Here is a 20,646-nt window from a genome sequence, read left to right as displayed (position 1 = left end):
GGTTGACCCAACCATGGCGAAACCAGAGCTCGGCAAGTTCGGCGTCTTCGGTCACTACGAGCAGTGGCAACGACTGTCCCCCGACCAGCTTCGCGAGATCGAGGCCCTCGGGTACGGCGCGATCTGGGCAGGCGGATCCCCGCCCGCCGACCTCGACTGGGTGGAACGCATCCTCGGCGAGACCGAGACGCTGACGGTGGCCACCGGCATCGTCAACGTGTGGACCGCCGCCGCAGGCCCGGTTGCCGAGTCCTTCCATCGCATCGACGCGGCTCATCCCAACCGCTTCCTCCTCGGCATCGGTGTCGGGCACCCCGAGGCCCAGGCCGAGTTCACGAAGCCGTATGACGCACTGACCACATACCTCGACGAGCTGGACCGGCACGGCGTGCCCACGGACCGACGCGTCGTCGCCGCCCTCGGACCGCAGGTGCTCAAGCTCTCGGCACGTCGGAGCGCGGGCGCCCACCCCTACCTGACCACCCCCGAACACACTAGACAGGCAAGGGAATTGGTGGGCGAGGACGCCTTCATCGCCCCCGAGCACAAAGCCGTCCTGACCACCGACCCCGAGCACGCCCGCGCCGTGGGGCGCAAGGCCCTCGAGGTCTACCTCAACCTGGTCAACTACACCAACAACTGGAAGCGGCTGGGGTTCACCGACGAGGACGTCGCCAAGCCCGCCAGCGACGCGCTGGTCGACGCCGTCGTCGCCTACGGCACGCCGGACGCGATCGCGGCTCGACTGGCCGAACACCTCGCCGCTGGCGCCGATCATGTTCCGGTTCAGGTGTTGACGGGTACAGACACTCTCGTGCCCGCGCTCGCCGAGCTGGCTGGACCGCTCGGGCTGCAGTGACCAACCCCATCGGAAAGGGACCGTTTCACGCATGACTGACGCAACCGATCTCAAGCCCAACCTGGGACGCTTCGGCGTCTGGACCGCCGGGCCGGTCACGCCCGAGGGGGCCAAGCAGATCGAGGAGCTGGGCTACGGCGCGGTGTGGGTCGGCGGGTCCCCCGCCGCCGATCTGGCCTTCGTCGAACCCATCCTCGAGGCCACCGACACGCTGCAGGTCGCGACCGGCATCGTCAACGTCTGGGCGTCCCCGGCCAACGAGGTCGCCGAGTCCTATCACCGCATCGAGAAGGCCCATCCCGGTCGCTTCCTGCTGGGTGTCGGCATCGGACACCCCGAGGCCACCGAGGAGTACCGCAAGCCGTACGACGTGCTCGTCGAATACCTCGACGCGCTGGACGCCGCGAACGTGCCGACCAGCCGCCGGGTTCTGGCGGCACTGGGCCCCAAGGTGCTCAAGCTCGCCGCCCAGCGCAGTGCCGGCGCCCATCCGTACCTGACCACGCCGGAGCACACCGCCCAGGCCCACAACCTCGTCGGCAACGCGGTGTTCCTCGCGCCGGAGCACAAGGTCGTCCTGGCCAGGGATGCCGAGCAGGCCCGGGAGATCGGTCGCCAGACCGTCGACTTCTACCTGGACCTGAGCAACTACGTGAACAACTGGAAGCGCCTGGGCTTCACCGACGCCGACGTGGCGAAGCCCGGCAGCGACAAGCTCATCGACGCGGTCGTGGCCCACGGCACCCCAGACGACATCGCCCAGCGTCTGCGCGAGCACCTCGACGCCGGCGCCGACCACGTCTGCATCCAGGTGCTCGGCGGCCAGGATGCGCTGATCCCGACGTTGGCCGAGCTGGCGGGTCCGCTGGGGCTCTCGACCGAGGACTAGCACGGGACCACCCCGCTAGGGTTCATCACCATGCGTCTGCTGGTCACCGGTGGTGCCGGATTCATCGGTGCGAACTTCGTCCACACCACGGTCCGCGAGCATCCCGAGGTTCGCGTGACCGTTCTCGACGCGTTGACCTATGCGGGCAGCCGGGATTCCCTGGCGCCCGTGGCCGACGACGTGCGCCTGGTGCACGGCGACATCGGTGACGCCGGGTTGGTCGAGAAACTGGTGGCGGAGTCCGATGCGGTGGCGCACTTCGCCGCCGAGACCCACGTCGACAACTCGCTGGCCGAACCCGAGGCGTTTCTGCACACCAACGTCGTCGGCACGTTCACCCTGCTGGAAGCCGTTCGCAGACATGGCATTCGGCTGCACCACGTGTCCACCGACGAGGTATACGGAGATCTGCCGCTGGATGAACCCGTCCGGTTCACCGAGGCGACGCCGTACAACCCGTCGAGTCCGTACTCGTCGACCAAGGCGGCCTCGGACATGCTGGTGCGCTCGTGGGTGCGGTCCTATGGCGTGCGGGCGACGATCTCCAACTGCTCCAACAACTACGGGCCGTATCAGCACGTGGAGAAGTTCATTCCGCGTCAGATCACCAACGTGCTGACGGGGCGGCGCCCCAAGCTGTACGGCACCGGCGCCAACGTGCGGGACTGGATCCACGTGAGCGACCACAATCGCGCGGTGTGGCGAATCCTCGCCGACGGTGAACCCGGGCGGACGTATTTGATCGGCGCCGACGGCGAGCGCGACAACCTGAATGTGATGCGGACGCTGCTGCGGTTGATGGATCGCGATCCCGACGACTTCGACCATGTGACGGACCGCGCCGGACACGATCTGCGCTATGCGATCGACCCGTCGATGCTGCGCGACGAGCTGGGCTGGACACCGCAGCACGGCGACTTCGAGTCGGGCCTGGCGGCGACGATCGCGTGGTACCGGGACAACGAATCATGGTGGCGCCCGCGCAAGGACGCCTCCGAGGCGATGTACGAGGAGCGCAACCAGTGACCTTCCGCGAGTTGTCGATTCCGGGGGCATGGGAGATCACCCCCACCGTGCGACCGGATCCCCGCGGACGATTCTTCGAGTGGTTCACCGATGCCGAGTTCACCGCGATGACCGGGCACGCACTGGACCTACGACAGGCCAACGTGTCGGTGTCCGCGGCCGGGGTGCTGCGCGGGTTGCACTTCGCCCAACTTCCGCCGAGCCAGGCCAAGTACGTCACCTGCCTGCGGGGTGCGGTGTTCGACGTGGTCGTCGACGTCCGGGTCGGTTCGGCGACGTTCGGTCATTGGGACTCCGTGCTGCTCGACGACCGAGACCACCGGACCATCTACCTGTCGGAGGGTCTGGCACACGGATTCCTTGCGCTGGAAGATGATTCGACGGTCAGCTACCTGTGCTCGGCCGGCTACTCCCCCGAACGCGAGCACACCATCTGCCCAACCGACCCGGCCATCGGCGTCGACTGGCCCCTCGTCGACGCGGCGGTGCCCAATCTCTCCGAGCGCGACGCCGCGGCGCCCAGTTTGGCCGACGTGCTCGCCGCCGGGCTGCTGCCCACGTGGGACGAGGCGCAGGCGTTCGTGGCGGGCCTGCGACGCGACTGACGACACCGCCTCAGGACCGCGTCTTCGCCGTCAGCGCGAGAGCCTGATCGGTCTGCTCGATCGATGGGCCGACCGTCATGGTCGGCACTACGCTCGAAATTCATGGAGTTTCGGCAGCTCGAGGCGTTCGTGGCGGTGGCCACGGAATTGCACTTCGGGCGTGCCGCCGAACGGCTGGGCATCGGTCAACCCACCCTCAGCGACCTGATCCGCCGCCTGGAACGCGAACTCGGCGCACCGCTGCTGACCCGCACCACGCGCAAGGTCGCCGTCACCGGTGCCGGTCAGGAGCTCCTCGGACGGGCCAAGGTGATACCCGACGAAGTCGCAGCGGCGGCGGCCGCGGTGCGGCGGACCGCGGCCGGCGACGTCGGAACGGTACGGGTGTCGATCACCCCACCCGTGGCGCCGGTACTGGCTCCCTTCCTCGACGCGGCGGCTAGAGAACGCCTGCCCGGGGTCGCCGTGTCCGTCCGTCGGATGTGGTTGCCGGATCTGGTGGCGGCCATGGCCGACGACACGACCGACGTCGTCCTCACCTGCGGACGGCTGCCCGACGTGCCGGGATTGGTGAACACGATCTTCTGCAGCGAACCCCTGCTGGTCGGGCTGCGCCCGGATCATCCCCTCGCCGCCGCGACCGAGGTGGCGCTGGGCGACCTCGCACGCCACCGCCTCGGGATCCCCAGCCAGACGTTGTTCCCGGCCTTGGCGCTGGCCCAGCGCCAAGCCCTGGATGCCGTCGGTCTGACCCCGCCGGAGGTGGATCTCGACACCACCGACCTGTCGGCGACGGGCTGGACCGATCAGAGCGAGGTGACGTGGATCCTGCTCACCGCCTCGCTGGGCACACCACCGTCGACCGCGGTCCGGCCCGTCGTGCCGCCACTGCGAATTCCGTACACGCTGCAGTGGAGTCCCGAGCGCACCCAGACGGCGGCGGTCGCCCGCTTCGTTCGCCTGGCTCTCACCCATGCCGCTCCCCCGGGATGGCTGCTGGAACCCGGCCACCTGAGGTATGGGCTCGACGACGACGGGACACCGCGCATTGATCGGCCTGAGCGATGAGTGCCAGAGCGGCTTGACGCTTTTTCCGCACTCCCTTCGAGCGCACTCTTCAAGCGACGGACGAAGACCTGGCGCTAGGAGTTCCCATGACCACCGCACTGGAGACCCCCGCACCGACGACCACGTCGGCGGCGACACGGCGCGTTCAGACCCCGTGGGCGGCGCTGGTCGTAATCGGCGCGATCGGCGGGGTGCTGTCGGGGTTGTTCGCGATCGGCGGTGCCGTCGTGATGGTGCCGCTGTTGCAGTGGCGCGCGGGCATGGATCACCGCCGTGCCGCCGCCACCTCTCTGGTCGCGATCATCCCCACCGCCGTCGCGAGTTCCGCGACCTACCTGGTGCACGGCGACGTCGACCTCGTTGCCACGGCGGCGATCTCGGTCGGGGCCATCGGCGGCGCCATGATCGGCAGCCGGCTGTTGCGACGACTTCCACTGAAGTGGTTGCAGTGGTTCTTCATCACCTTCATTCTGCTGATCGCCGCCCACCTTCTGATCGCCGTGCCGGAACCCGTTCGCGCCGTGCCACTCTCGCCACTGGTCGTGCTGGGCTACCTCGGCCTCGGCCTGGCGACGGGCATCGCCTCTGGTGTGTTCGGCATCGGGGGCGCCATCATCACAGTGCCCATGCTGGGGTCGCTCTTCGGGTTGAGTGCTGCCATTGCCAAGGGGACCGCCCTGCTGGTGAGCATTCCCACCAGCCTCGCCGGGACCGTCGGCAACCGACGGGGTGGCAATCCGGTCGACGTGCGGGCCGGGCTCGTCCTCGGCCTGACGGCAGCGGTGACGGCGGTGCCCGCGGTGTATCTGGCCGTGGCACTTTCGCCCGAGGTGTCTGCGGTGACGTTCGCGGTGCTGCTCGTCGCGATCGCCGCTCAGCTGATCGTCAAGGCCGTCCACACCCACTAACCGACACACCGAGGAAAGCAGGATTCACGTGAGCGAGCACCCCACCACCGATGACGTGCTGCACCACCCCGAGCGCATTCCCGGCTACAGCTAGGGCACGGGTCACGCCGGTCCGTCGCCGCTGACTCTCGAGGATCTGGCCGAACTGCAGGCCGCCGTGGGCCTCGACGGCTCGGCGGTGGCCAGTCTTCGGTCCGCCGGCGAGGTGCTGGCCTCGCGGGCAACCGAGATGGTCGCCGCGTGGCGAGGCCAGGTAGGGCGACACCCCTTTCTGGCCCGCTATTCGATGCGGCGCGACGGCACGCCGAACCCGGAGTACGCGGCGGCGTCGACGCTTCGCTTCGACCGTTGGGTCGTCGACGCCTGCACCAGACCGTTCGACCAAGCGTGGCTGGATCAGCAGCAGGAGATCGGCTTGCGCCACAACCGCGCCAAGAAGAACCAGACGGACCACGCGGACTCGGTCGACCACATCCCGCTGCGGTATCTGCTGGCATTCACCGCGGTCGTCATCACCACCTCCCGCGCCTACCTCACCGACGGTCGGCACACCGCCGAGGAAGTCGACGCCATGCACGCCGCCTTCACGAAGTCGGTGATGCTGCACGTGACGGTGTGGACTCGGGCGTACACCGCCGGTGATCAATGGTGAAGCCGTCGCGCACCCTTGCGCCCGCCTTCGCGGATTACTAGGATGTCCTAGTAATCCATTCCCGTCGGAGGGTCCGCGCTATGACCACACAGATTCCGCACTTCGTCGACGGCCGTCGGGTCGAGGGAACATCTGGCCGAACCGCCGACGTCCTCAACCCCAGCACGGGTGAGGTGCAGGCCCAGGTCCCCCTGGCCTCCGCCGAGGAGGTGGACGCCGCCGTCGCCGTGGCAGTCACGGCGCAGAAGGAGTGGGCCGCCTGGAATCCGCAGCGCCGGGCACGGGTGATGATGAAGTTCGTCGAGCTGGTCAATGCCAACGCCGACGAACTCGCCGAACTGCTCTCCCTGGAGCACGGCAAGACCGTCGCCGACGCACGCGGCGACATTCAGCGTGGCGTCGAGGTCATCGAGTTCGCCATCGGCATCCCACACCTGCTCAAGGGTGAATACACCGAAGGTGCGGGCGGCGGCATCGACGTCTACTCCTTGCGGCAGCCGCTCGGCGTCGTCGCCGGCATCACCCCGTTCAACTTCCCCGCCATGATTCCGCTGTGGAAGGCCGGCCCGGCACTCGCATGCGGCAACGCCTTCATCCTCAAGCCCAGCGAGCGCGACCCGTCGGTGCCCGTCCGGCTGGCCGAGCTGTTCGAGGAAGCCGGCTTGCCCACCGGCGTCTTCCAGGTGGTGCACGGCGACAAGGAGGCCGTGGACGCGATCCTCCACCACCCCGACATCCAGGCCGTCGGCTTCGTCGGCAGCTCCGACATCGCGCAGTACATCTACTCGACTGCGGCCGCCAACGGCAAGCGCGCACAGTGCTTCGGCGGCGCCAAGAACCACATGATCGTGATGCCCGACGCCGATCTCGACCAGGCCGTCGACGCGTTGATCGGCGCGGGCTACGGCAGCGCGGGCGAGCGGTGCATGGCGATCAGCGTCGCGGTGCCCGTCGGCGAGGAGACTGCGAATCGGTTGCGCGCCAGGCTCGTCGAGCGGGTCAAGGAACTCCGAGTCGGCCACAGCCTCGACCCGAAGGCCGACTACGGGCCACTGGTGACCGCCGCGGCGCTGGCCCGGGTCAAGGACTACATCGCCCAGGGGGTCGAGGCCGGCGCCGAAGTCGTCGTCGACGGACGCGATCGCGCCAGTGACGACCTCACCTACTCGGCCGATTCGGGCGAAGCCGACCTGACGGGCGGGTTCTTCATCGGCCCGACCCTGTTCGACCACGTCACCCCCGACATGTCGATCTACACCGACGAGATCTTCGGCCCGGTGCTCTGCATCGTTCGGGCCGACACCTACGAGGAGGCTCTGGCGCTGCCGTCGGAGCACGAGTACGGCAACGGCGTGGCGATCTTCACCCGCGACGGCGACACCGCCCGCGACTTCGTCTCCCGTGTCCAGGTCGGCATGGTCGGCGTCAACGTGCCGATCCCGGTTCCGGTGGCGTATCACACCTTTGGCGGGTGGAAGCGATCCGGTTTCGGCGACCTCAACCAGCACGGGCCGTCGTCGATCGTGTTCTACACCAAGGTCAAGACGGTCACCCAGCGCTGGCCCTCCGGCATCAAGGATGGCGCTGAGTTCTCCATCCCGACCATGAAGTAGCGCGGGCCCGTGGACTACTTCGGTCTCGACGCCGACGAACGGGTCATTGCCGAGACGGCGGCGGAGTTCGCCGCCAAACGCCTTGCGCCCCACGCCCTTGGGTGGGATGAGGAGAAGCATTTCCCGGTCGACGTCATGCGTGACGCCGCGGAGATGGGCATGGCGGCGGTGTACTGCTCCGAGGACGTCGGTGGCAGCGGTCTGCGCCGTCTCGACGGCGTGCGCATCTTCGAACAGCTCGCGACGGCCGATCCGACGATCGCCGCCTTCATGTCGATCCACAACATGTGCACGTGGATGGTCGACACCTACGGCACGGCCGAACAGCGCAAGGCCCTGGTGCCGCGCCTGGCCTCGATGGAGTTGGTCGCCAGCTACTGTCTAACCGAACCCGGCGCGGGATCGGATGCGGCGGCGTTGCGCACCAAGGCGATTCGAGACGGCGACCATTACGTACTCGACGGGGTCAAGCAGTTCATCTCGGGAGCAGGCGTGTCCGACGTCTACCTCGTGATGGCGCGCACCGGGGGCGACGGGCCGCGCGGCATCTCCGCCTTCGTGGTGGACAAGGACACCCCCGGGGTCGGCTTCGGCGCCGACGAGGTCAAGATGGGCTGGAACGCCCAGCCCACCGCGCAGGTGGTGTTCGACGGTGCGCGGGTTCCCGCCACGGCCATGCTCGGTGGCGCCGACGGCGAGGGCACCGGGTTCGGCATCGCGATGACCGGGCTCAACGGCGGCCGCATCAACATCGCCGCCTGCTCGCTGGGCGGAGCGCAGGCGGCCTATCAGAAGGCGGTCTCCTACCTGGCCAGCCGCGAGGCGTTCGGGCTGACCCTGCTCGACGAGCCGACGATCCGGTTCACCCTGGCCGACATGGCGACCAAGCTGGAGACCTCACGAAACCTGTTGTGGCGGGCGGCATCCGCATTGGATGCCGACCATCCCGACAAGGTCGAGCTGTGTGCGATGGCCAAGCTGTACGTCACCGACACGTGCTTCGACGTCGCCGACCAGGCGCTGCAGTTACACGGCGGCTACGGCTACCTGCGCGAGTACGGCGTCGAGAAGATCGTCCGCGACCTGCGGGTGCACCGGATACTCGAGGGAACCAACGAGATCATGCGCGTGGTGATCGGCAGAGCTGAAGCTGCCCGTCGCCGTGCGTCATGACGACTAGCGACGGGACACACACGATGGCGACGATCGCGTTCTTGGGACTCGGCAACATGGGTGGACCCATGGCAGCCAATCTGGTGGCCGGCGGGTACGTCGTCCGGGGGTTCGACCTCGTCGACGCGCTGCGCGACGCGGCGGCGGCCACGGGGGTCGACGTCGTCGGCAGCGGAGCCGAGGCCGTCCGTGGCGCCGAGGTGGTGATCACCTCGCTGCCCAACGGCGCAATCGTCAAGGCCTGCTACGACGAGGTGCTGCCTGCCGCCGCGCCCGACACGCTGTTCGTCGACACCTCGACCATCTCCGTCGATGACGCGCGCGCCCTGAACGCCCAGGCGCAGGGTCGGGCGCACGCGCACGTCGACGCTCCCGTCTCCGGCGGGGTCAAGGGGGCGACGGCGGGCACGCTGGCGTTCATGGTCGGCGGCACCGACGCCGCCGTCGAACGCGCCCGACCAATCCTGGAACCCATGGCGGGCAAGATCATCCACTGCGGCGGCTCCGGCACCGGCCAGGCCGCCAAGGTGTGCAACAACATGGTCCTCGCCGTGCAGCAGATCGCCGTCGGCGAGGCCTTCGTCCTGGCGGAGAAGCTCGGCCTCTCGGCCCAGTCGCTGTTCGACGTGATCACCGGGGCGACGGGCAACTGCTGGTCGGTGCACACCAATTGCCCAGTGCCCGGACCGGTTCCGACGTCACCAGCCAACCACGACTTCAAGCCGGGCTTCGCGACGGCACTGATGAACAAGGACTTGGGGCTGGCGATGGCAGCGGTCGGCTCGACCGGATCGTCGGCGCCGCTCGGCACGCACGCCGCGCAGATCTATGCGGAGTTCAACGAGGCCAACGCCGACAAGGACTTCAGCGCCGTCATCGAGCTGCTACGCGGCAGCTGAGCCAGACCCGCGCGCCCACGACTCGGCGTGCAGCCGCTGGCAGTCGGTGATCCGCAGACCGTCGTAGTCCGCGCGGGCACCGACCGCCTCGGGGTCGACGAGCACACCGGCCACGCCGACGGCGGCCGCAGCGCGCAGCCCGTCCCGGGAGCCGGTGAACACCAGGGTGTCGTGCGGTGATGCGCCTACCTCGGCGAGTGCCGTCCGTAGCGCGGCACCGAGGGGCGCGGCGTTAGGCAGGTCGTCGGCGGCGACGATCGTCTGGATCAGGCCGTCGCCGACGAGTTGGCGAACCAACGGGTCGACCCACTGCCGGCGACCGGTGCCGAGGACCGCGACGGCCACGCCCGCGGTGAACGCGTCGGTGACCAGTTCGACCAGACCCCGCCGGGCGTCCAGGTCGGCGGCCAGGATGACGTCGTCGAGCAGGCGGGCCTTGGTCGCGCAGATCTGCTCGACGAGCAAGCGGAACAGCACGTCGCATTCGGTACAGATGCCCCGCGCCCGCAGTTCGGCCGCCACCCGCTGCCGTTCGTCGGGCAGCGCGAGCAGCCTGCGGTACCGCGCCGGTGACCAGGTCAGCCCCAACCCGTGGGCGGTGAAGGCGGCGTTGAACGCCAACCGGTGCCCCCCGCATTCGACGTCGGCGAGGGCGTCGAGATCGAAGATCACGGCGCGCACCGGGTGGGCGCCCACGTCACCGGGACGGGACGCATCCCACCAGAACCGGCCAGCCCGCCACGCTCTCTCCACCGTCTGCGTCATGCTCCCAGGGTGGCGCACGTCACACGTCGGCCGCCTCCCCCATCCGGGGGATTGAGGGGGCCAAGTTGGGTAGCGGGCCGCCGGACCGGTCCTATGCTTCCTGCCATGCCACCCGCCGCACGCCCTCCCGTGCGGCTCGTCCTGGTCGACGACCACGAGATGGTCATCGAAGGACTCAAGGCGATGCTGACCGCGTTCGGCGACCGCGTGGAGGTCGTCGGCCAAGCCGTTGGCGCTGAACGGGCGATGGCGGTGGTGGCCGACCTGGACCCCGACGTCGTGCTGTGCGACGTCCGGATGCAGGGCTCCAGCGGGCTCGATCTCTGCGCCGCCCTCAAGGAGCGGGAACCGCATCGCAAGGTCGTCATGCTGTCGGTCTACGACGACGAGCAGTACCTCTTCCAGGCGTTGCGCGTCGGCGCGTCGGGATATCTGCTCAAGAGCATCGGCAGCGACGAACTCGTGCGACAGCTGGAGTTCGCCCACGCCGGCGAGACCGCCATCGATCCGGGAATGGCGGCGCGGGCCGTCGACACCGCAGCCCGCCTGCAGCGCGACGAGTTCTGGCCCGGCGCCCGGCAGGGGTTGACCCAGCGGGAGAGCGAGATCCTCTCCTACGTCGTCAACGGGCTGTCCAACCGCGGCATCGCGACCAAGCTGGTCATCGGCGAGGAGACCGTGAAGACCCATCTGCGCGCCATCTACCGCAAGCTCGACGTCGCCGATCGCACCGGCGCGGTCGCCACCGCGCTGCGCGAGGGGATCTACCGGTGAGGCCGGGCCGCCCGTCCGCCCGGCGCGGCGCCAACGCCGTCCGCGACCTGGTCGACGCCGACCGCGAACTGGCCCTGCTGCGCGAACTCATCCAGGCCGCCTCGAGCGGCCCCGGCGTGGAGCCGTTGGCCGAGGCCGCCGCGCGGATGATCACCGCGGCGACGGGTACCGACGTGTGCTTCGTCCACGTGCTCGACGACGCCGAACGGTCGTTGACCCTGACGGGGGCGACGCCGCCGTTCGACTCCGAGGTGGGCAAGATCCGGCTGCCGTTGGGGCGTGGCGTCTCGGGGTGGGTCGCGAGCCACCGCGAACCCGTCGTGATCGTCGGTGACAAGGAGTCCGATCCGCGGTATCTGCCATTCGAGTCGCTGCGCGGCTCGGACTTCACCTCGATGGTGTCGGTGCCGATGGAGACCGATCCGGGCGGCCTCGTCGGCGTGCTGAACGTGCACACGGTGGCCCGCCGCGACTTCACCGCCCGCGACGTGGAATTGCTGTTGGTGATCGGCCGACTGATCGCCGGGGCGATGCATCAGGCCCGGCTGCATCGCCGGCTGGTGGCCCGCGAGCGGGCGCACGAGAACTTCGTCGAGCAGGTGATCGAGGCCCAGGAGATCGAGCGCCGTCGGCTCGCGGGCGACATCCACGACGGCATCTCCCAGCGGCTGGTGACGCTGTCCTACCGGCTGGACGCGGCGACGCAGGCGGTGGGCATCGACGCCGCCGCGGCCGCCGAACAGCTGGGCAAGGCCCGCGAGTTGGTGGACCTCACTCTGCAGGAGGCGCGTGCAGCGATCGGGGGGCTGCGCCCGCCGGTGCTCGACGACCTCGGCCTCGCCGGCGGCCTCGCCAGCCTGGCCCGGTCCATCCCGCAGGTGGAGATCGGTGTCGACCTGGCCGACACACGACTGCCCGACCACGTCGAGATCGCGATCTACCGCATCGCCCAGGAGTGTCTGCAGAACGTGGTGAAGCATGCGCATGCCTCCCACGCCAGCCTCACCTTCTCGGTGAGCGAGGACACCGCCCGGCTGGAGATCGTCGACGACGGTCGTGGCTTCGACACCTTGGAGAATCCGCTGGGCGGTGACGAGATGGGCGGCTACGGGCTGCTGTCGATGGCCGAGCGTGCCGAGATCGTCGGCGGCCGGCTCAACATTCGGTCCAGGCCGGGGGCGGGCACGGCGGTCACCGCGACCATTCCGCTGCCGGCCTCTCCCGGGCGAGAGGCCGGGGAGCTTCGCTAACCGTCGGCACACGCGTCCACGTGCCGGTCGATTGCGGCGAGCACGTCGTCGGAGGCGGCCTTCAGGACCGCCAGCCGTTCGGGTCCGACGACCTCGACGAAGAGTTCGCGCACCCGGGCCGCGTTTGCGGGGGCGGACGCGGCGATGGCGGCGCGTCCGGCGTCGGTCAGCACCACGTCCGGATAGCGGGCGTCGGACGCCTCGCGGCGGACCAGGCCACGCTTCTCCATCCGGCTCAGGTGGTGCGACATGCGGCTCTTCTCCCACTGGGTGAGGCGGCCGAGTTCGAAGGCGCGCAAGCGCCCCCCGGGCGTCTCGGAGAGGTTGACCAGGACCTCGAAGTCGGAGTCCGACAGCCCGAAGTCCCGCTGCAGGTGCTTGACCAGGTGTCTCTCCAGGTGGTGATGCATGTCTACGAAGCTTCGCCACGCCGACAACTGATCGTCGTCGAGCCCAGTCACATCCGTCATGCCGCCACCCTAACGCCCTGGGTTGACATGTCAACCCAAGCGGGTATCGTCGAGTGGGTTGACACATCAACCCGATAGAGATGGAGACATCATGACGAACGAAAAGCTGATTGCGGTGGTCGGGGCGACGGGATCCCAAGGTGGCGGCCTGGTCCGAGCCATCCTCGAGGACCACGGCCGGGAATTCCGCGTCCGAGCCCTCACGCGCAGCGCCCAGTCCGAACGGGCCCGCGAACTGGCCGACGCGGGTGCCGAGGTGGTGGAGGCCGACCTCGACGACGGGCCGAGCATGCGCCGCGCCTTCGAGGGGGCCGACGGCGCCTTCGTGGTCACCAACTACTGGGCCGAGCGCACCCCCGAGCAGGAAGCCACCCGCACCCGCGCCGCAATGGAACTCGCCCAGGCCGACACCGCGGCGCTGGCCGCCAAGCAGGCAGGTGTCGGTCACGTGGTCTGGTCGACGCTGGAGGACACGCGCGACTTCTTCGTCGGAACCTCCGGGGTGCCCGACGTCGACGGGGTCTACAAGGTTCCGCACTTCGACGCCAAGGCCGAGGCCGACGCGATCTTCCGCGACTACGACGTCCCCACGACGTTCTTGAGGACGACGTTCTTCTTCGAGGGCTTCGCCGGCGGACTCGCGCCCTCGCGTGCCGACGACGGCACGCTGGTGCTGACCCTTCCCATGGCCGATCAGCCGATGTCGGGCATCGCCGTCGGCGACATTGGCCGGACGGCACTGGGCGTCTTCCGGCGCGGCACGGATCTGGTCGGCGCGACCATCTCCATCGCCGGTGACCACCTCACCGGCGAGGAGTACGCCGCGGCCATGGGTGACACCCTCGGCGAAGAGGTCCGCTACCAGCCGCTGGGCTGGGGAGAGTTCCGCGCCCAAGGCTTTCCGGGCGCCGTCGAGATGGGCAACATGTTCCAGTACTACGCCCAGAACTCGGCCCGCTTCGTCGGTGACCGCAACCTGTCCGCCGTGCGGGAACTGAACCCCGGCCTGCTGTCCTTCCGCGACTGGCTTGCGTTGCCGGACAACGGCATTCGGGCAGCGAGCTAGAAGTCTCCGGCCTGCCGGCGCAGCGTCTCGATGGCCGAGGCCAGCGCGGACGATTCTGCGGCGGAGATCCCGATGTCGGCGAACACCTCGTCGTTGAGCGTCCGCGTGGCGTCCTCGACGGTGGAGCGGCCCAGCTCGGTGAGCCTGACCAGGGTGGTGCGCCCGTCGGTGGGGTGCGGCGTGCGCTCGACGAGGCCGTCGCCCTCCAACCGGCGAATGGCGTGCGTGACGCTGGTGACGTGGACCTGCAATCGGTCCGACGCCTTGGTGATGGGCAGGGCGCCGCTGCTGCTGAACGCCAGGAGCCGGAGCAGTTCGTAGCGGGAGAAGCTCAGGTCGTAGGGACGCAGCGCCGCCTCGACGCGGGCCAGCAGGATCTGATGGGCCCGCATCACCGAGGTGACGGCGACCATGCCGTCGGCGACGGCGCCCCAGCCCGCGCGCTCCCAGTTGGCGCGGGCCAGCGCGATGGGGTCACGCTCCGTCGGCGGCTCCGCCGGCTGTGAGGACACGCCCCTTCATACCGCACCGACGTCAGAGCGCGCTCACGTGCGGCGCTCGAGCAGCACCTGCCCGGTGTCGGCGTAGACCAGCTGCACCGAGGCGATCCGATCCTTGGGCATCGGCGTGTTGCCACTGGGCAGCGCGGTCGCCCCGGCCAGGCCCAGCCAGGTGGCCACCTGGGTGCGGCTGCCGTCGCGACCGACCACGACCATGCCCAGGTTGCTCGGCTTCGCGTCCGACCCGCCGGACCATTGGCCGTAGGTGCACGCCATGTCGATGCGGGTGCCCCAGGCGAAGCCGGTCAACCCGACCGTCGCGCTGAACGACGTCGGCGCGAGCTTGGTCATCTCGAGCTGCGCGACGGGTCGATCGTCACCGCTGCGCAATCCCATCAGCTCGGGCCGGACCACGACCACGAGTCCGACGGCGAGTAGCGCGGCCGCCACGGCGACGGACGTCGTCGTCAGCCAGCGCGAGCGGCGTCTGCGCCACTTCACCTTGTCGAGCACCGAGGCCAGCACCTCGTCACGCAGCGGCGGCGGCTCGGGCCGGTCGCCGTCGAGACCCCGGACGTCGTCCTCGTCGAGCAGGCCGAGCAGCGCGGGCATCCCGCTGAGTTCGGCGACGGCCGCGCGGCACCGGTCGCACGTCAGCAGGTGCGTCTCGAATTCGCGTCGCTCGGCGCTCGACAGCGCTCCGAGCACGTACGCGGCGTCCCACGTCGCATATCCGTCCCCGTCGACGGCGCCGAGACCATGTCCGCCGTTGTAGTAGGTCATCGCGTCACCCCCATTTCCTGCAAGTTGAGCCGCAGCGCCCGCACGGCGTAGTGCAGCCGGGACTTGACGGTGCCCTCGGCGATGTTCAGGTCGGCGGCGGTCTGCGCCACGCTCCAGCCCTGGTAGTACGCGCGCTGGATCACGGCGCGGTGGTCGTCGGAGAGCTGGCTGAGCGCGGTGCCGAGCAGCAGCTTGTCCAGTGCCGTGTCGACTTCGTCGGGTCCGGCGCGGTCGGCGACGGCCTCCACGTCGGCGGTGCCCGCCTCGTGTCGGAACCTGGCGCTGCGGCGTTCGTCGATGATGAGGTTGCGGGCGACGGTGAACAGCCACGCTCGTGCCGAGCGTTCGACGTCGTCGCTGACTTCCGGGTGCCGCCAGGCACGCAACAACGTCTCCTGGACGACGTCCTCGGCCCTGGCCTGGTCACCGGTCAGTCGCAAGGCGTACCGCCACAGCGCGGCGGCGTGCTCGTCGTAGAGCACCCGCATCATCGCGGCCTCCGGATCGTCCACGGGGCACCTCCACTGTTGACACGTGGTGGACGCCCGCCTGGTTCACCTCAGAGGGTGAGGATGCGTGGTCCGTCGTCGGTCGCGGCGACCGTGTGCTCCCAGTGTGCGGCGCGGGTGCCGTCGGCGGTGATGACGGTCCACTCGTCCGCCAGCACCACGGTCTTCGTGGTGCCGAGGGTCAGCATGGGTTCGATGGCCAGGACGGAGCCCGCCGCGAGGTGCGGCCCACGCCCGGGCGAGCCCTCGTTGGGCAGGAACGGGTCCATGTGCATGCTTCTGCCGATGGCGTGTCCGCCGTAGCCCTCGACGATGCCGTACTTGCGGTCGTGACGCGCCTCGGCGGCGTGCGTTCCGACCTCGATGGCGTGGGAGACGTCGGTGAGGCGATTGCCGGGCACCATGGCGGCGATGCCGGCCTCCATGGCCGAGCGGGTGGCCTCGGAGAGTGCCTCGTCGGCGGGGATGAGCGGCCCGACGCCGAAGGTGACCGCCGAGTCGCCGTGCCAGTCGTCGAGGATGGCGCCACAGTCGATGGACACCAGGTCGCCGGCGGCGAGGATCTCCTCGGCCGAGGGGATGCCGTGGACGACGCGGTCGTTGACCGACGAGCAGATGCTGCCGGGAAAGCCGTGGTATCCGAGGAACGAGGGGATGCCGCCGCCGTCGCGGATGACCGCCTCGGCGATGGCGTCCAATTCGAGGGTGGAGACGCCGGGGACGGCGGCCTGGCGGACGGCGCGCAGCGCGGCGGCGACGAGGGCTCCGGCTGCGGCCATCGAGTCGAGTTCGCCCGCCGTGCGCTGCGGGACGACCTTGCGGCCGCGCAGCCCGGGCAATCCGATCATCGGTCTACTTGCCGAGGGCGCGCAGGGCGCGGGCGAACACCTCGTCGAGATCGCCGACGGCGTCGACCGTCTTGAGCTCGTCGGTGTAGTAGTCCAGCAGCGGTGCCGTCTCGGCCTTGTAGACCTTCATCCGGTTGAGGATGACCTCTTCGGTGTCGTCCGCGCGGCCCCGGCTCTTGAGCCGCTTGAGCAGCTCGTCCTCGGAGACCCGGAACTCCAGGACCGCGTCGAGCACCAGGTTGCGCTTGGCCAGCATCTCGCGCAGCGCCTCGGCCTGCTCGACCGAGCGGGGGAACCCGTCGAGGATGAAGCCGTCGGCGACGTCCTCGTCCTCGAGCCGGTCGTCGACCAGGGCGTTGGTGAGGGTGGCGGGCACCAGGTCGCCGGCGTCGAGGTACTTCTTGGCCTCCAGGCCGAGCTCGGTGCCGGTGCTGATGTTGTGCCGGAACAGGTCGCCGGTGGAGATCTGCGGGATGCCCAGCTTCTCGACCAGCTTCTCGGCCTGTGTTCCCTTGCCTGCGCCAGGGGGTCCAAGCAACACGATTCTCACTTGAGGAACCCTTCGTAGTTGCGCTGCATCAGCTGGCTCTCGATCTGCTTGACGGTGTCCAGTCCGACACCGATCATGATGAGAACCGCAGTGCCGCCGAAGGGCAGGTTCTGCACGCTTCCGGTGTTGCCGATCTCCAGGAACAAGTTGGGCAGAACGGCGATCACACCGAGATAGATCGAGCCGGGCAGGGTGATTCGGCTCAAAACGTATCGCAGATAGTCCGCCGTGGGTTTGCCAGGTCGGATGCCCGGGATGAAGCCGCCGAACTTCTTCATCTCGTCGGCGCGCTCGTCGGGGTTGAAGGTGATGGACACGTAGAAGTACGTGAAGAACACGATTAGGCCGAAGTAGATGCCGATGTAGACCGGGCTCGCGGGGTTGGTCAGGTAGTCCGCGACGAACTTGTCCCACCAACCCGTGCTCGGGCTGGAGCTGCCGTTGCGGATCAACTGCGTGATCAGGTTCGGGATGTAGATCAGCGACGAGGCGAAGATGACGGGGATGACGCCGGCCTGGTTGACCTTCAGGGGCAGGTAGGTCGACGTACCGCCGTACATGCGACGCCCGACCATGCGCTTGGCGTACTGGACGGGGATGCGTCGCTGACCCTGCTCGACGAAGACGACGCCCACGATGATGATCAGCGCGGCGATGCAGACCATGGTGAACACGGTCGGCCCGCGGCCGTCGAGGATCATCTTGCCCTCGGCCGGGATGCGGGCGGCGATGCCGGCGAAGATCAGCAGCGACATGCCGTTGCCGATGCCGCGCTCGGTGACCAGCTCACCCATCCACATGACCAGCGACGCACCGGCGGTGAGCACCAGCACGATGACGACGAGGGTGAAGATCGAGGAGTTGGAGATGATGTCGAGGTTGCAGCCCTGCAGCAGCCCGCCGTTGGCGGCCAGCGCGACGATCGAGGTGCCCTGCAGCAGTGCCAGGGCCACCGCGAGGTAGCGGGTGTACTGCGTCATCTTGGCCTGGCCGGACTGGCCTTCCTTGCGCAGTTGCTCGAAGCGCGGGATGACCACGGTCAGCAGCTGCACGATGATGCTCGCCGTGATGTAGGGCATCACGCCCACGGCGAAGACCGACAGCTGGAGCAGCGCGCCGCCGGAGAACAGGTTGATCAGCGAGTAGATCTGCGCCGAGCCGCCCTGGTTCACCTGCTCGATGCACTTCTGCACGTTGGGGTAGTTGACGCCGGGGGACGGCAGCGTGGCGCCGACCCGGTAGAGGATGACGATGCCGAGGGTGAAGAGAATCTTCCGTCGGAGGTCGGCCGTCCGCAGTGACGAGATGAAAGCCGAAAGCACTCTTCCTCCTGCGCAGCCGGATCGAGTCGCGGCGTGCCGATGGGGCTGGTCCAACCAGCGCGTTATGGGTAAGTCCCGAGCGATCCGTCAGCCGGTGCGCAGGCATGCGTGCAGCCAGCGCAATCGCGCGTTGGAACAGTCTACGAGACTAACAGTTGCCGCCGGTCGGACCCTCATCCGATCGACGTGGCCGCGGCCTGGTGGCCGTGCCAGCTCCGAAGCGTACAGTCGTCTCCGTCTCATTACATCAGCTAACTAATAGTTGGAGCATCGATGTCAGACACCGTTTCGACCGGCTCACAGCGTTCCGATGGCGACGAATGGGATCTTGCGTCCAGCGTGGGGGCTACGGCCACCATGGTCGCGGCCGCGCGCGCGATCGCCTCCAAGGAACCCGATCCGCTCATCGACGACCCCTTTGCCGCTCCCCTGGTCCGCGCGGTCGGCGCGGACTTCTTCGTCAAGCTGGTCGACGGCACCCTTCCGCTCGACGCGGACGGGACCGGCGCGGGCAAGATGCTGGCCGACGTGATGGCGGTCCGGACCCGCTTCTTCGACGACTTCTTCATGGATTCCACCCGGTCCGGGGTTCGCCAGGTGGTGATCCTGGCCTCCGGCCTGGACTCGCGGGCCTACCGGTTGCCGTGGCCTGCGGGCACGACGGTGTTCGAGATCGACCAGCCCGCGGTGCTGGGCCCGAAGTCCGCGGCGATGGCCGATCTCGGGGCCACCCCCACCGCCGACCGGCGGGCCGTCGCCGTCGACCTGCGCGACGACTGGCGCTCGGCGCTCGCGGACGCCGGCTTCGACGAGACCGCCCCGACGGCGTGGAGCGCGGAGGGTCTCCTGGTGTACCTCCCGCCGGAGGCCCAGGACCGTCTGTTCGACGACGTGACCGCCGCCTCGGCACCGGGCAGTCGCCTCGCCACCGAATATCACCCGGACGGGGGCGCCGCCCTTGGTGGCCGCGCGACCGCACTCGCCGACCAGTGGCGGGCCCACGGTTTCGACGTCGACGTGGCCAATCTTTCCTATGGCGGTGAACGCACGCCCGTCGCCGACTATCTGGCCGGTAGGGGTTGGCGGGTGTCAGCCCGGCCCCGGCCCGACGTCTTCGCCGACTACGGCCGGCGGTTCCCCGACTCCGAGGCCCTCGCGGCCCTTCGCAATTCCCTATCGGTCATCGCCACCCTCGAAGGAGAACGTTCATGACGCGTACCGCCGACGACAGCTGGGATCTCGCCTCCAGCGTGGGCGCCACCGCCACCGCGGTGGCCGCCATGCGCGCCACCGCCTCACAGGGTGAGAGCCCGCTGCTCGACGACCCGTGGGCCGAGCCGCTGGTGCGGGCCGTCGGACTGGACACCTTTGTCAAGGTGGTCGACGGAGAGTCCTTCGGCGCCGCCGACGATCCGCTGCTGAGCCGTCGGGCCATGATCGAGCAGATCGCCGTCCGCACCCGCTACTTCGACGACTTCTTCACCGCGGCCACCGCCGGCGGGATCCGCCAGGCGGTGATCCTGGCCTCGGGGCTCGACACCCGGGCCTACCGGTTGGCGTGGCCGGCCGGCACCGTCGTCTACGAGATCGACCAGCCCGAGGTCATCGCCTTCAAGACCCAGACCCTGGCCGAACTCGGCGCCGAACCCACCGCTGCACGCCGCACCGTCGCGATCGACTTGCGCAACGACTGGCCGACGGCACTGAGGGAGGCCGGGTTCGACTCCACCATCCCGACGGCGTGGGCCGCCGAGGGCCTGCTCGTCTATCTACCACCCGAGGCGCAGGACCGGCTGTTCGACCACATCACCGCGCTGTCGGCGCCGGGCAGCCAAATCGCCACCGAACACATGGATCTGAACTCCATGCCCGACGACTGGGCCGACAAGCTGACCGAGCGCACCAAGCACCTTGGGTCCGGCATCGACCTGACCGAGCTGTTCTTCAGCGGCGAGCGCAACACCGCGGCGGACTACCTCGCCGGGCACGGCTGGACCAACGACATCCAGCCGACCGCGCAGGCGTACGCCGCCAACGGTTTCCAACTACCCGACGACGAGCTCGCCTCCTTCGGCGGCAACTCCGGGTACCTGACGTCGACGTTGAAGTAGAGGAGA

Annotated in this window: 23 protein-coding genes; 15 read left to right on the top strand and 8 right to left on the bottom strand. The window is 69.0% G+C overall.

Annotated elements, in window-relative coordinates; translation table 11 throughout:
• The first annotated feature begins 13 nt into the window (after positions 1-13).
• The 10 genes from ABZ195_RS07605 (at position 14) to mmsB (ending at position 9,692) form a co-directional block, all read left to right on the top strand.
• Positions 14-859 (top strand): LLM class F420-dependent oxidoreductase, encoded by an 846-nt coding sequence (locus tag ABZ195_RS07605; protein ID WP_355216354.1) that lies wholly within the window; start codon positions 14-16, stop codon positions 857-859.
• A 31-nt stretch (positions 860-890) separates the two neighbouring features.
• Positions 891-1,748 (top strand): LLM class F420-dependent oxidoreductase, encoded by an 858-nt coding sequence (locus tag ABZ195_RS07600; RefSeq protein WP_355216352.1) that lies wholly within the window; start codon positions 891-893, stop codon positions 1,746-1,748.
• Positions 1,749-1,778: 30 nt separating this feature from the next.
• Entirely contained in the window at positions 1,779-2,774 is a 996-nt protein-coding gene (rfbB, locus tag ABZ195_RS07595; protein ID WP_355216350.1) for a dTDP-glucose 4,6-dehydratase, read from the top strand.
• Positions 2,771-3,379, top strand: a complete 609-nt coding sequence (gene rfbC / locus ABZ195_RS07590) for a dTDP-4-dehydrorhamnose 3,5-epimerase (protein WP_355216348.1) — start codon at positions 2,771-2,773, stop codon at positions 3,377-3,379. Before rfbB ends, rfbC begins: the two co-directional genes overlap by 4 nt.
• A gap of 102 nt (positions 3,380-3,481) precedes the next feature.
• A complete protein-coding gene (locus tag ABZ195_RS07585) occupies positions 3,482-4,447 on the top strand; it encodes a LysR family transcriptional regulator (protein WP_355216346.1) in 966 nt (321 codons plus the stop codon).
• Between the two features lie 86 nt (positions 4,448-4,533).
• Positions 4,534-5,355, top strand: a complete 822-nt coding sequence (locus ABZ195_RS07580; protein WP_355216344.1) for a sulfite exporter TauE/SafE family protein — start codon at positions 4,534-4,536, stop codon at positions 5,353-5,355.
• A 121-nt stretch (positions 5,356-5,476) separates the two neighbouring features.
• A complete protein-coding gene (locus ABZ195_RS07575; RefSeq protein ID WP_355217012.1) occupies positions 5,477-6,007 on the top strand; it encodes a protoglobin domain-containing protein in 531 nt (176 codons plus the stop codon).
• An 80-nt stretch (positions 6,008-6,087) separates the two neighbouring features.
• On the top strand, positions 6,088-7,620 hold the full coding sequence (locus ABZ195_RS07570) for a CoA-acylating methylmalonate-semialdehyde dehydrogenase (RefSeq protein ID WP_355216342.1): 1,533 nt from the start codon (positions 6,088-6,090) through the stop codon (positions 7,618-7,620).
• Positions 7,621-7,629: 9 nt separating this feature from the next.
• Positions 7,630-8,793, top strand: coding sequence for an acyl-CoA dehydrogenase family protein (locus ABZ195_RS07565; RefSeq protein ID WP_355216340.1), 1,164 nt, complete (start codon positions 7,630-7,632; stop codon positions 8,791-8,793).
• Between the two features lie 23 nt (positions 8,794-8,816).
• Positions 8,817-9,692 (top strand): 3-hydroxyisobutyrate dehydrogenase, encoded by an 876-nt coding sequence (gene mmsB / locus ABZ195_RS07560; protein ID WP_355216338.1) that lies wholly within the window; start codon positions 8,817-8,819, stop codon positions 9,690-9,692.
• On the opposite strand, the gene ABZ195_RS07555 is transcribed toward mmsB, so the two are convergent.
• Positions 9,678-10,457, bottom strand: coding sequence for an HAD family hydrolase (locus ABZ195_RS07555; protein WP_355216337.1), 780 nt, complete (start codon positions 10,455-10,457; stop codon positions 9,678-9,680). The genes mmsB and ABZ195_RS07555 overlap by 15 nt on opposite strands.
• 105 nt (positions 10,458-10,562) lie before the next feature.
• Between ABZ195_RS07555 and ABZ195_RS07550 the strand changes: the two genes are divergently transcribed.
• Together ABZ195_RS07550 and ABZ195_RS07545 are read left to right on the top strand one after the other, a co-directional pair.
• Positions 10,563-11,231, top strand: a complete 669-nt coding sequence (locus tag ABZ195_RS07550) for a response regulator transcription factor (protein WP_355216335.1) — start codon at positions 10,563-10,565, stop codon at positions 11,229-11,231.
• The gene (locus ABZ195_RS07545; RefSeq protein ID WP_355216333.1) at positions 11,228-12,481 is read left to right on the top strand and encodes a GAF domain-containing sensor histidine kinase; all 1,254 of its coding nucleotides are present in this window, start codon (positions 11,228-11,230) and stop codon (positions 12,479-12,481) included. The genes ABZ195_RS07550 and ABZ195_RS07545 overlap by 4 nt, the downstream gene beginning before the upstream one ends.
• On the opposite strand, the gene ABZ195_RS07540 is transcribed toward ABZ195_RS07545, so the two are convergent.
• Entirely contained in the window at positions 12,478-12,951 is a 474-nt protein-coding gene (locus tag ABZ195_RS07540; protein WP_355216331.1) for a MarR family winged helix-turn-helix transcriptional regulator, read from the bottom strand. The genes ABZ195_RS07545 and ABZ195_RS07540 overlap by 4 nt on opposite strands.
• 91 nt (positions 12,952-13,042) lie before the next feature.
• On the opposite strand from ABZ195_RS07540, the gene ABZ195_RS07535 reads away from it, so the two are divergent.
• Positions 13,043-14,017, top strand: coding sequence for an NmrA/HSCARG family protein (locus ABZ195_RS07535; protein WP_355216329.1), 975 nt, complete (start codon positions 13,043-13,045; stop codon positions 14,015-14,017).
• Here the strand turns inward: ABZ195_RS07535 and ABZ195_RS07530 are convergent.
• Genes ABZ195_RS07530 through secY form a run of 6 tightly spaced genes read right to left on the bottom strand, consistent with a single transcriptional unit; the run spans position 14,014 to position 18,529 of the window.
• Positions 14,014-14,529, bottom strand: coding sequence for a MarR family transcriptional regulator (locus ABZ195_RS07530; protein WP_355216327.1), 516 nt, complete (start codon positions 14,527-14,529; stop codon positions 14,014-14,016). The two genes, ABZ195_RS07535 and ABZ195_RS07530, sit on opposite strands and share 4 nt — an antisense overlap.
• Before the next feature lie 33 nt (positions 14,530-14,562).
• Entirely contained in the window at positions 14,563-15,300 is a 738-nt protein-coding gene (locus tag ABZ195_RS07525; protein ID WP_355216325.1) for a zf-HC2 domain-containing protein, read from the bottom strand.
• Positions 15,297-15,812 (bottom strand): sigma-70 family RNA polymerase sigma factor, encoded by a 516-nt coding sequence (locus ABZ195_RS07520; RefSeq protein WP_355216323.1) that lies wholly within the window; start codon positions 15,810-15,812, stop codon positions 15,297-15,299. The genes ABZ195_RS07525 and ABZ195_RS07520 overlap by 4 nt, the downstream gene beginning before the upstream one ends.
• A gap of 47 nt (positions 15,813-15,859) precedes the next feature.
• Positions 15,860-16,657, bottom strand: coding sequence for a type I methionyl aminopeptidase (map, locus tag ABZ195_RS07515; protein WP_355216321.1), 798 nt, complete (start codon positions 16,655-16,657; stop codon positions 15,860-15,862).
• 4 nt (positions 16,658-16,661) lie between these two features.
• Positions 16,662-17,207: an adenylate kinase gene (locus ABZ195_RS07510; protein ID WP_355216320.1), complete on the bottom strand. Its 546-nt coding sequence runs from the start codon at positions 17,205-17,207 to the stop codon at positions 16,662-16,664.
• On the bottom strand, positions 17,204-18,529 hold the full coding sequence (secY, locus tag ABZ195_RS07505; protein WP_355216319.1) for a preprotein translocase subunit SecY: 1,326 nt from the start codon (positions 18,527-18,529) through the stop codon (positions 17,204-17,206). Before secY ends, ABZ195_RS07510 begins: the two co-directional genes overlap by 4 nt.
• 273 nt (positions 18,530-18,802) lie before the next feature.
• Between secY and ABZ195_RS07500 the strand changes: the two genes are divergently transcribed.
• Together ABZ195_RS07500 and ABZ195_RS07495 are read left to right on the top strand one after the other, a co-directional pair.
• Positions 18,803-19,741 carry a class I SAM-dependent methyltransferase gene (locus tag ABZ195_RS07500; protein ID WP_355216317.1) on the top strand — a complete coding sequence of 313 codons (939 nt, stop codon included), beginning with the start codon at positions 18,803-18,805 and terminating at the stop codon, positions 19,739-19,741.
• The gene (locus tag ABZ195_RS07495) at positions 19,738-20,640 is read left to right on the top strand and encodes a class I SAM-dependent methyltransferase (RefSeq protein WP_355216315.1); all 903 of its coding nucleotides are present in this window, start codon (positions 19,738-19,740) and stop codon (positions 20,638-20,640) included. Before ABZ195_RS07500 ends, ABZ195_RS07495 begins: the two co-directional genes overlap by 4 nt.
• Positions 20,641-20,646 lie beyond the last annotated feature (6 nt).

The sequence above is a fragment of the Mycobacterium sp. NPDC006124 genome (genome assembly GCF_040614235.1).
Classification (GTDB): Bacteria; Actinomycetota; Actinomycetes; order Mycobacteriales; family Mycobacteriaceae; genus Mycobacterium.
This window is presented reverse-complemented; position numbering and strand designations above follow the sequence as displayed.

Coding starts and splice junctions, on each gene's coding strand:
- ABZ195_RS07605 (WP_355216354.1), top strand. CDS start 14: ATGGCGAAACCAGAGCTCGGCAAGTTCGGCGTCTTCGGTCACTACGAG.
- ABZ195_RS07600 (WP_355216352.1), top strand. CDS start 891: ATGACTGACGCAACCGATCTCAAGCCCAACCTGGGACGCTTCGGCGTC.
- rfbB (WP_355216350.1), top strand. CDS start 1,779: ATGCGTCTGCTGGTCACCGGTGGTGCCGGATTCATCGGTGCGAACTTC.
- ABZ195_RS07585 (WP_355216346.1), top strand. CDS start 3,482: ATGGAGTTTCGGCAGCTCGAGGCGTTCGTGGCGGTGGCCACGGAATTG.
- ABZ195_RS07580 (WP_355216344.1), top strand. CDS start 4,534: ATGACCACCGCACTGGAGACCCCCGCACCGACGACCACGTCGGCGGCG.
- ABZ195_RS07570 (WP_355216342.1), top strand. CDS start 6,088: ATGACCACACAGATTCCGCACTTCGTCGACGGCCGTCGGGTCGAGGGA.
- mmsB (WP_355216338.1), top strand. CDS start 8,817: ATGGCGACGATCGCGTTCTTGGGACTCGGCAACATGGGTGGACCCATG.
- ABZ195_RS07555 (WP_355216337.1), bottom strand. CDS start 10,457: ATGACGCAGACGGTGGAGAGAGCGTGGCGGGCTGGCCGGTTCTGGTGG.
- ABZ195_RS07550 (WP_355216335.1), top strand. CDS start 10,563: ATGCCACCCGCCGCACGCCCTCCCGTGCGGCTCGTCCTGGTCGACGAC.
- ABZ195_RS07540 (WP_355216331.1), bottom strand. CDS start 12,951: ATGACGGATGTGACTGGGCTCGACGACGATCAGTTGTCGGCGTGGCGA.
- ABZ195_RS07535 (WP_355216329.1), top strand. CDS start 13,043: ATGACGAACGAAAAGCTGATTGCGGTGGTCGGGGCGACGGGATCCCAA.
- ABZ195_RS07525 (WP_355216325.1), bottom strand. CDS start 15,300: ATGACCTACTACAACGGCGGACATGGTCTCGGCGCCGTCGACGGGGAC.
- map (WP_355216321.1), bottom strand. CDS start 16,657: ATGATCGGATTGCCCGGGCTGCGCGGCCGCAAGGTCGTCCCGCAGCGC.
- ABZ195_RS07500 (WP_355216317.1), top strand. CDS start 18,803: ATGTCAGACACCGTTTCGACCGGCTCACAGCGTTCCGATGGCGACGAA.
- ABZ195_RS07495 (WP_355216315.1), top strand. CDS start 19,738: ATGACGCGTACCGCCGACGACAGCTGGGATCTCGCCTCCAGCGTGGGC.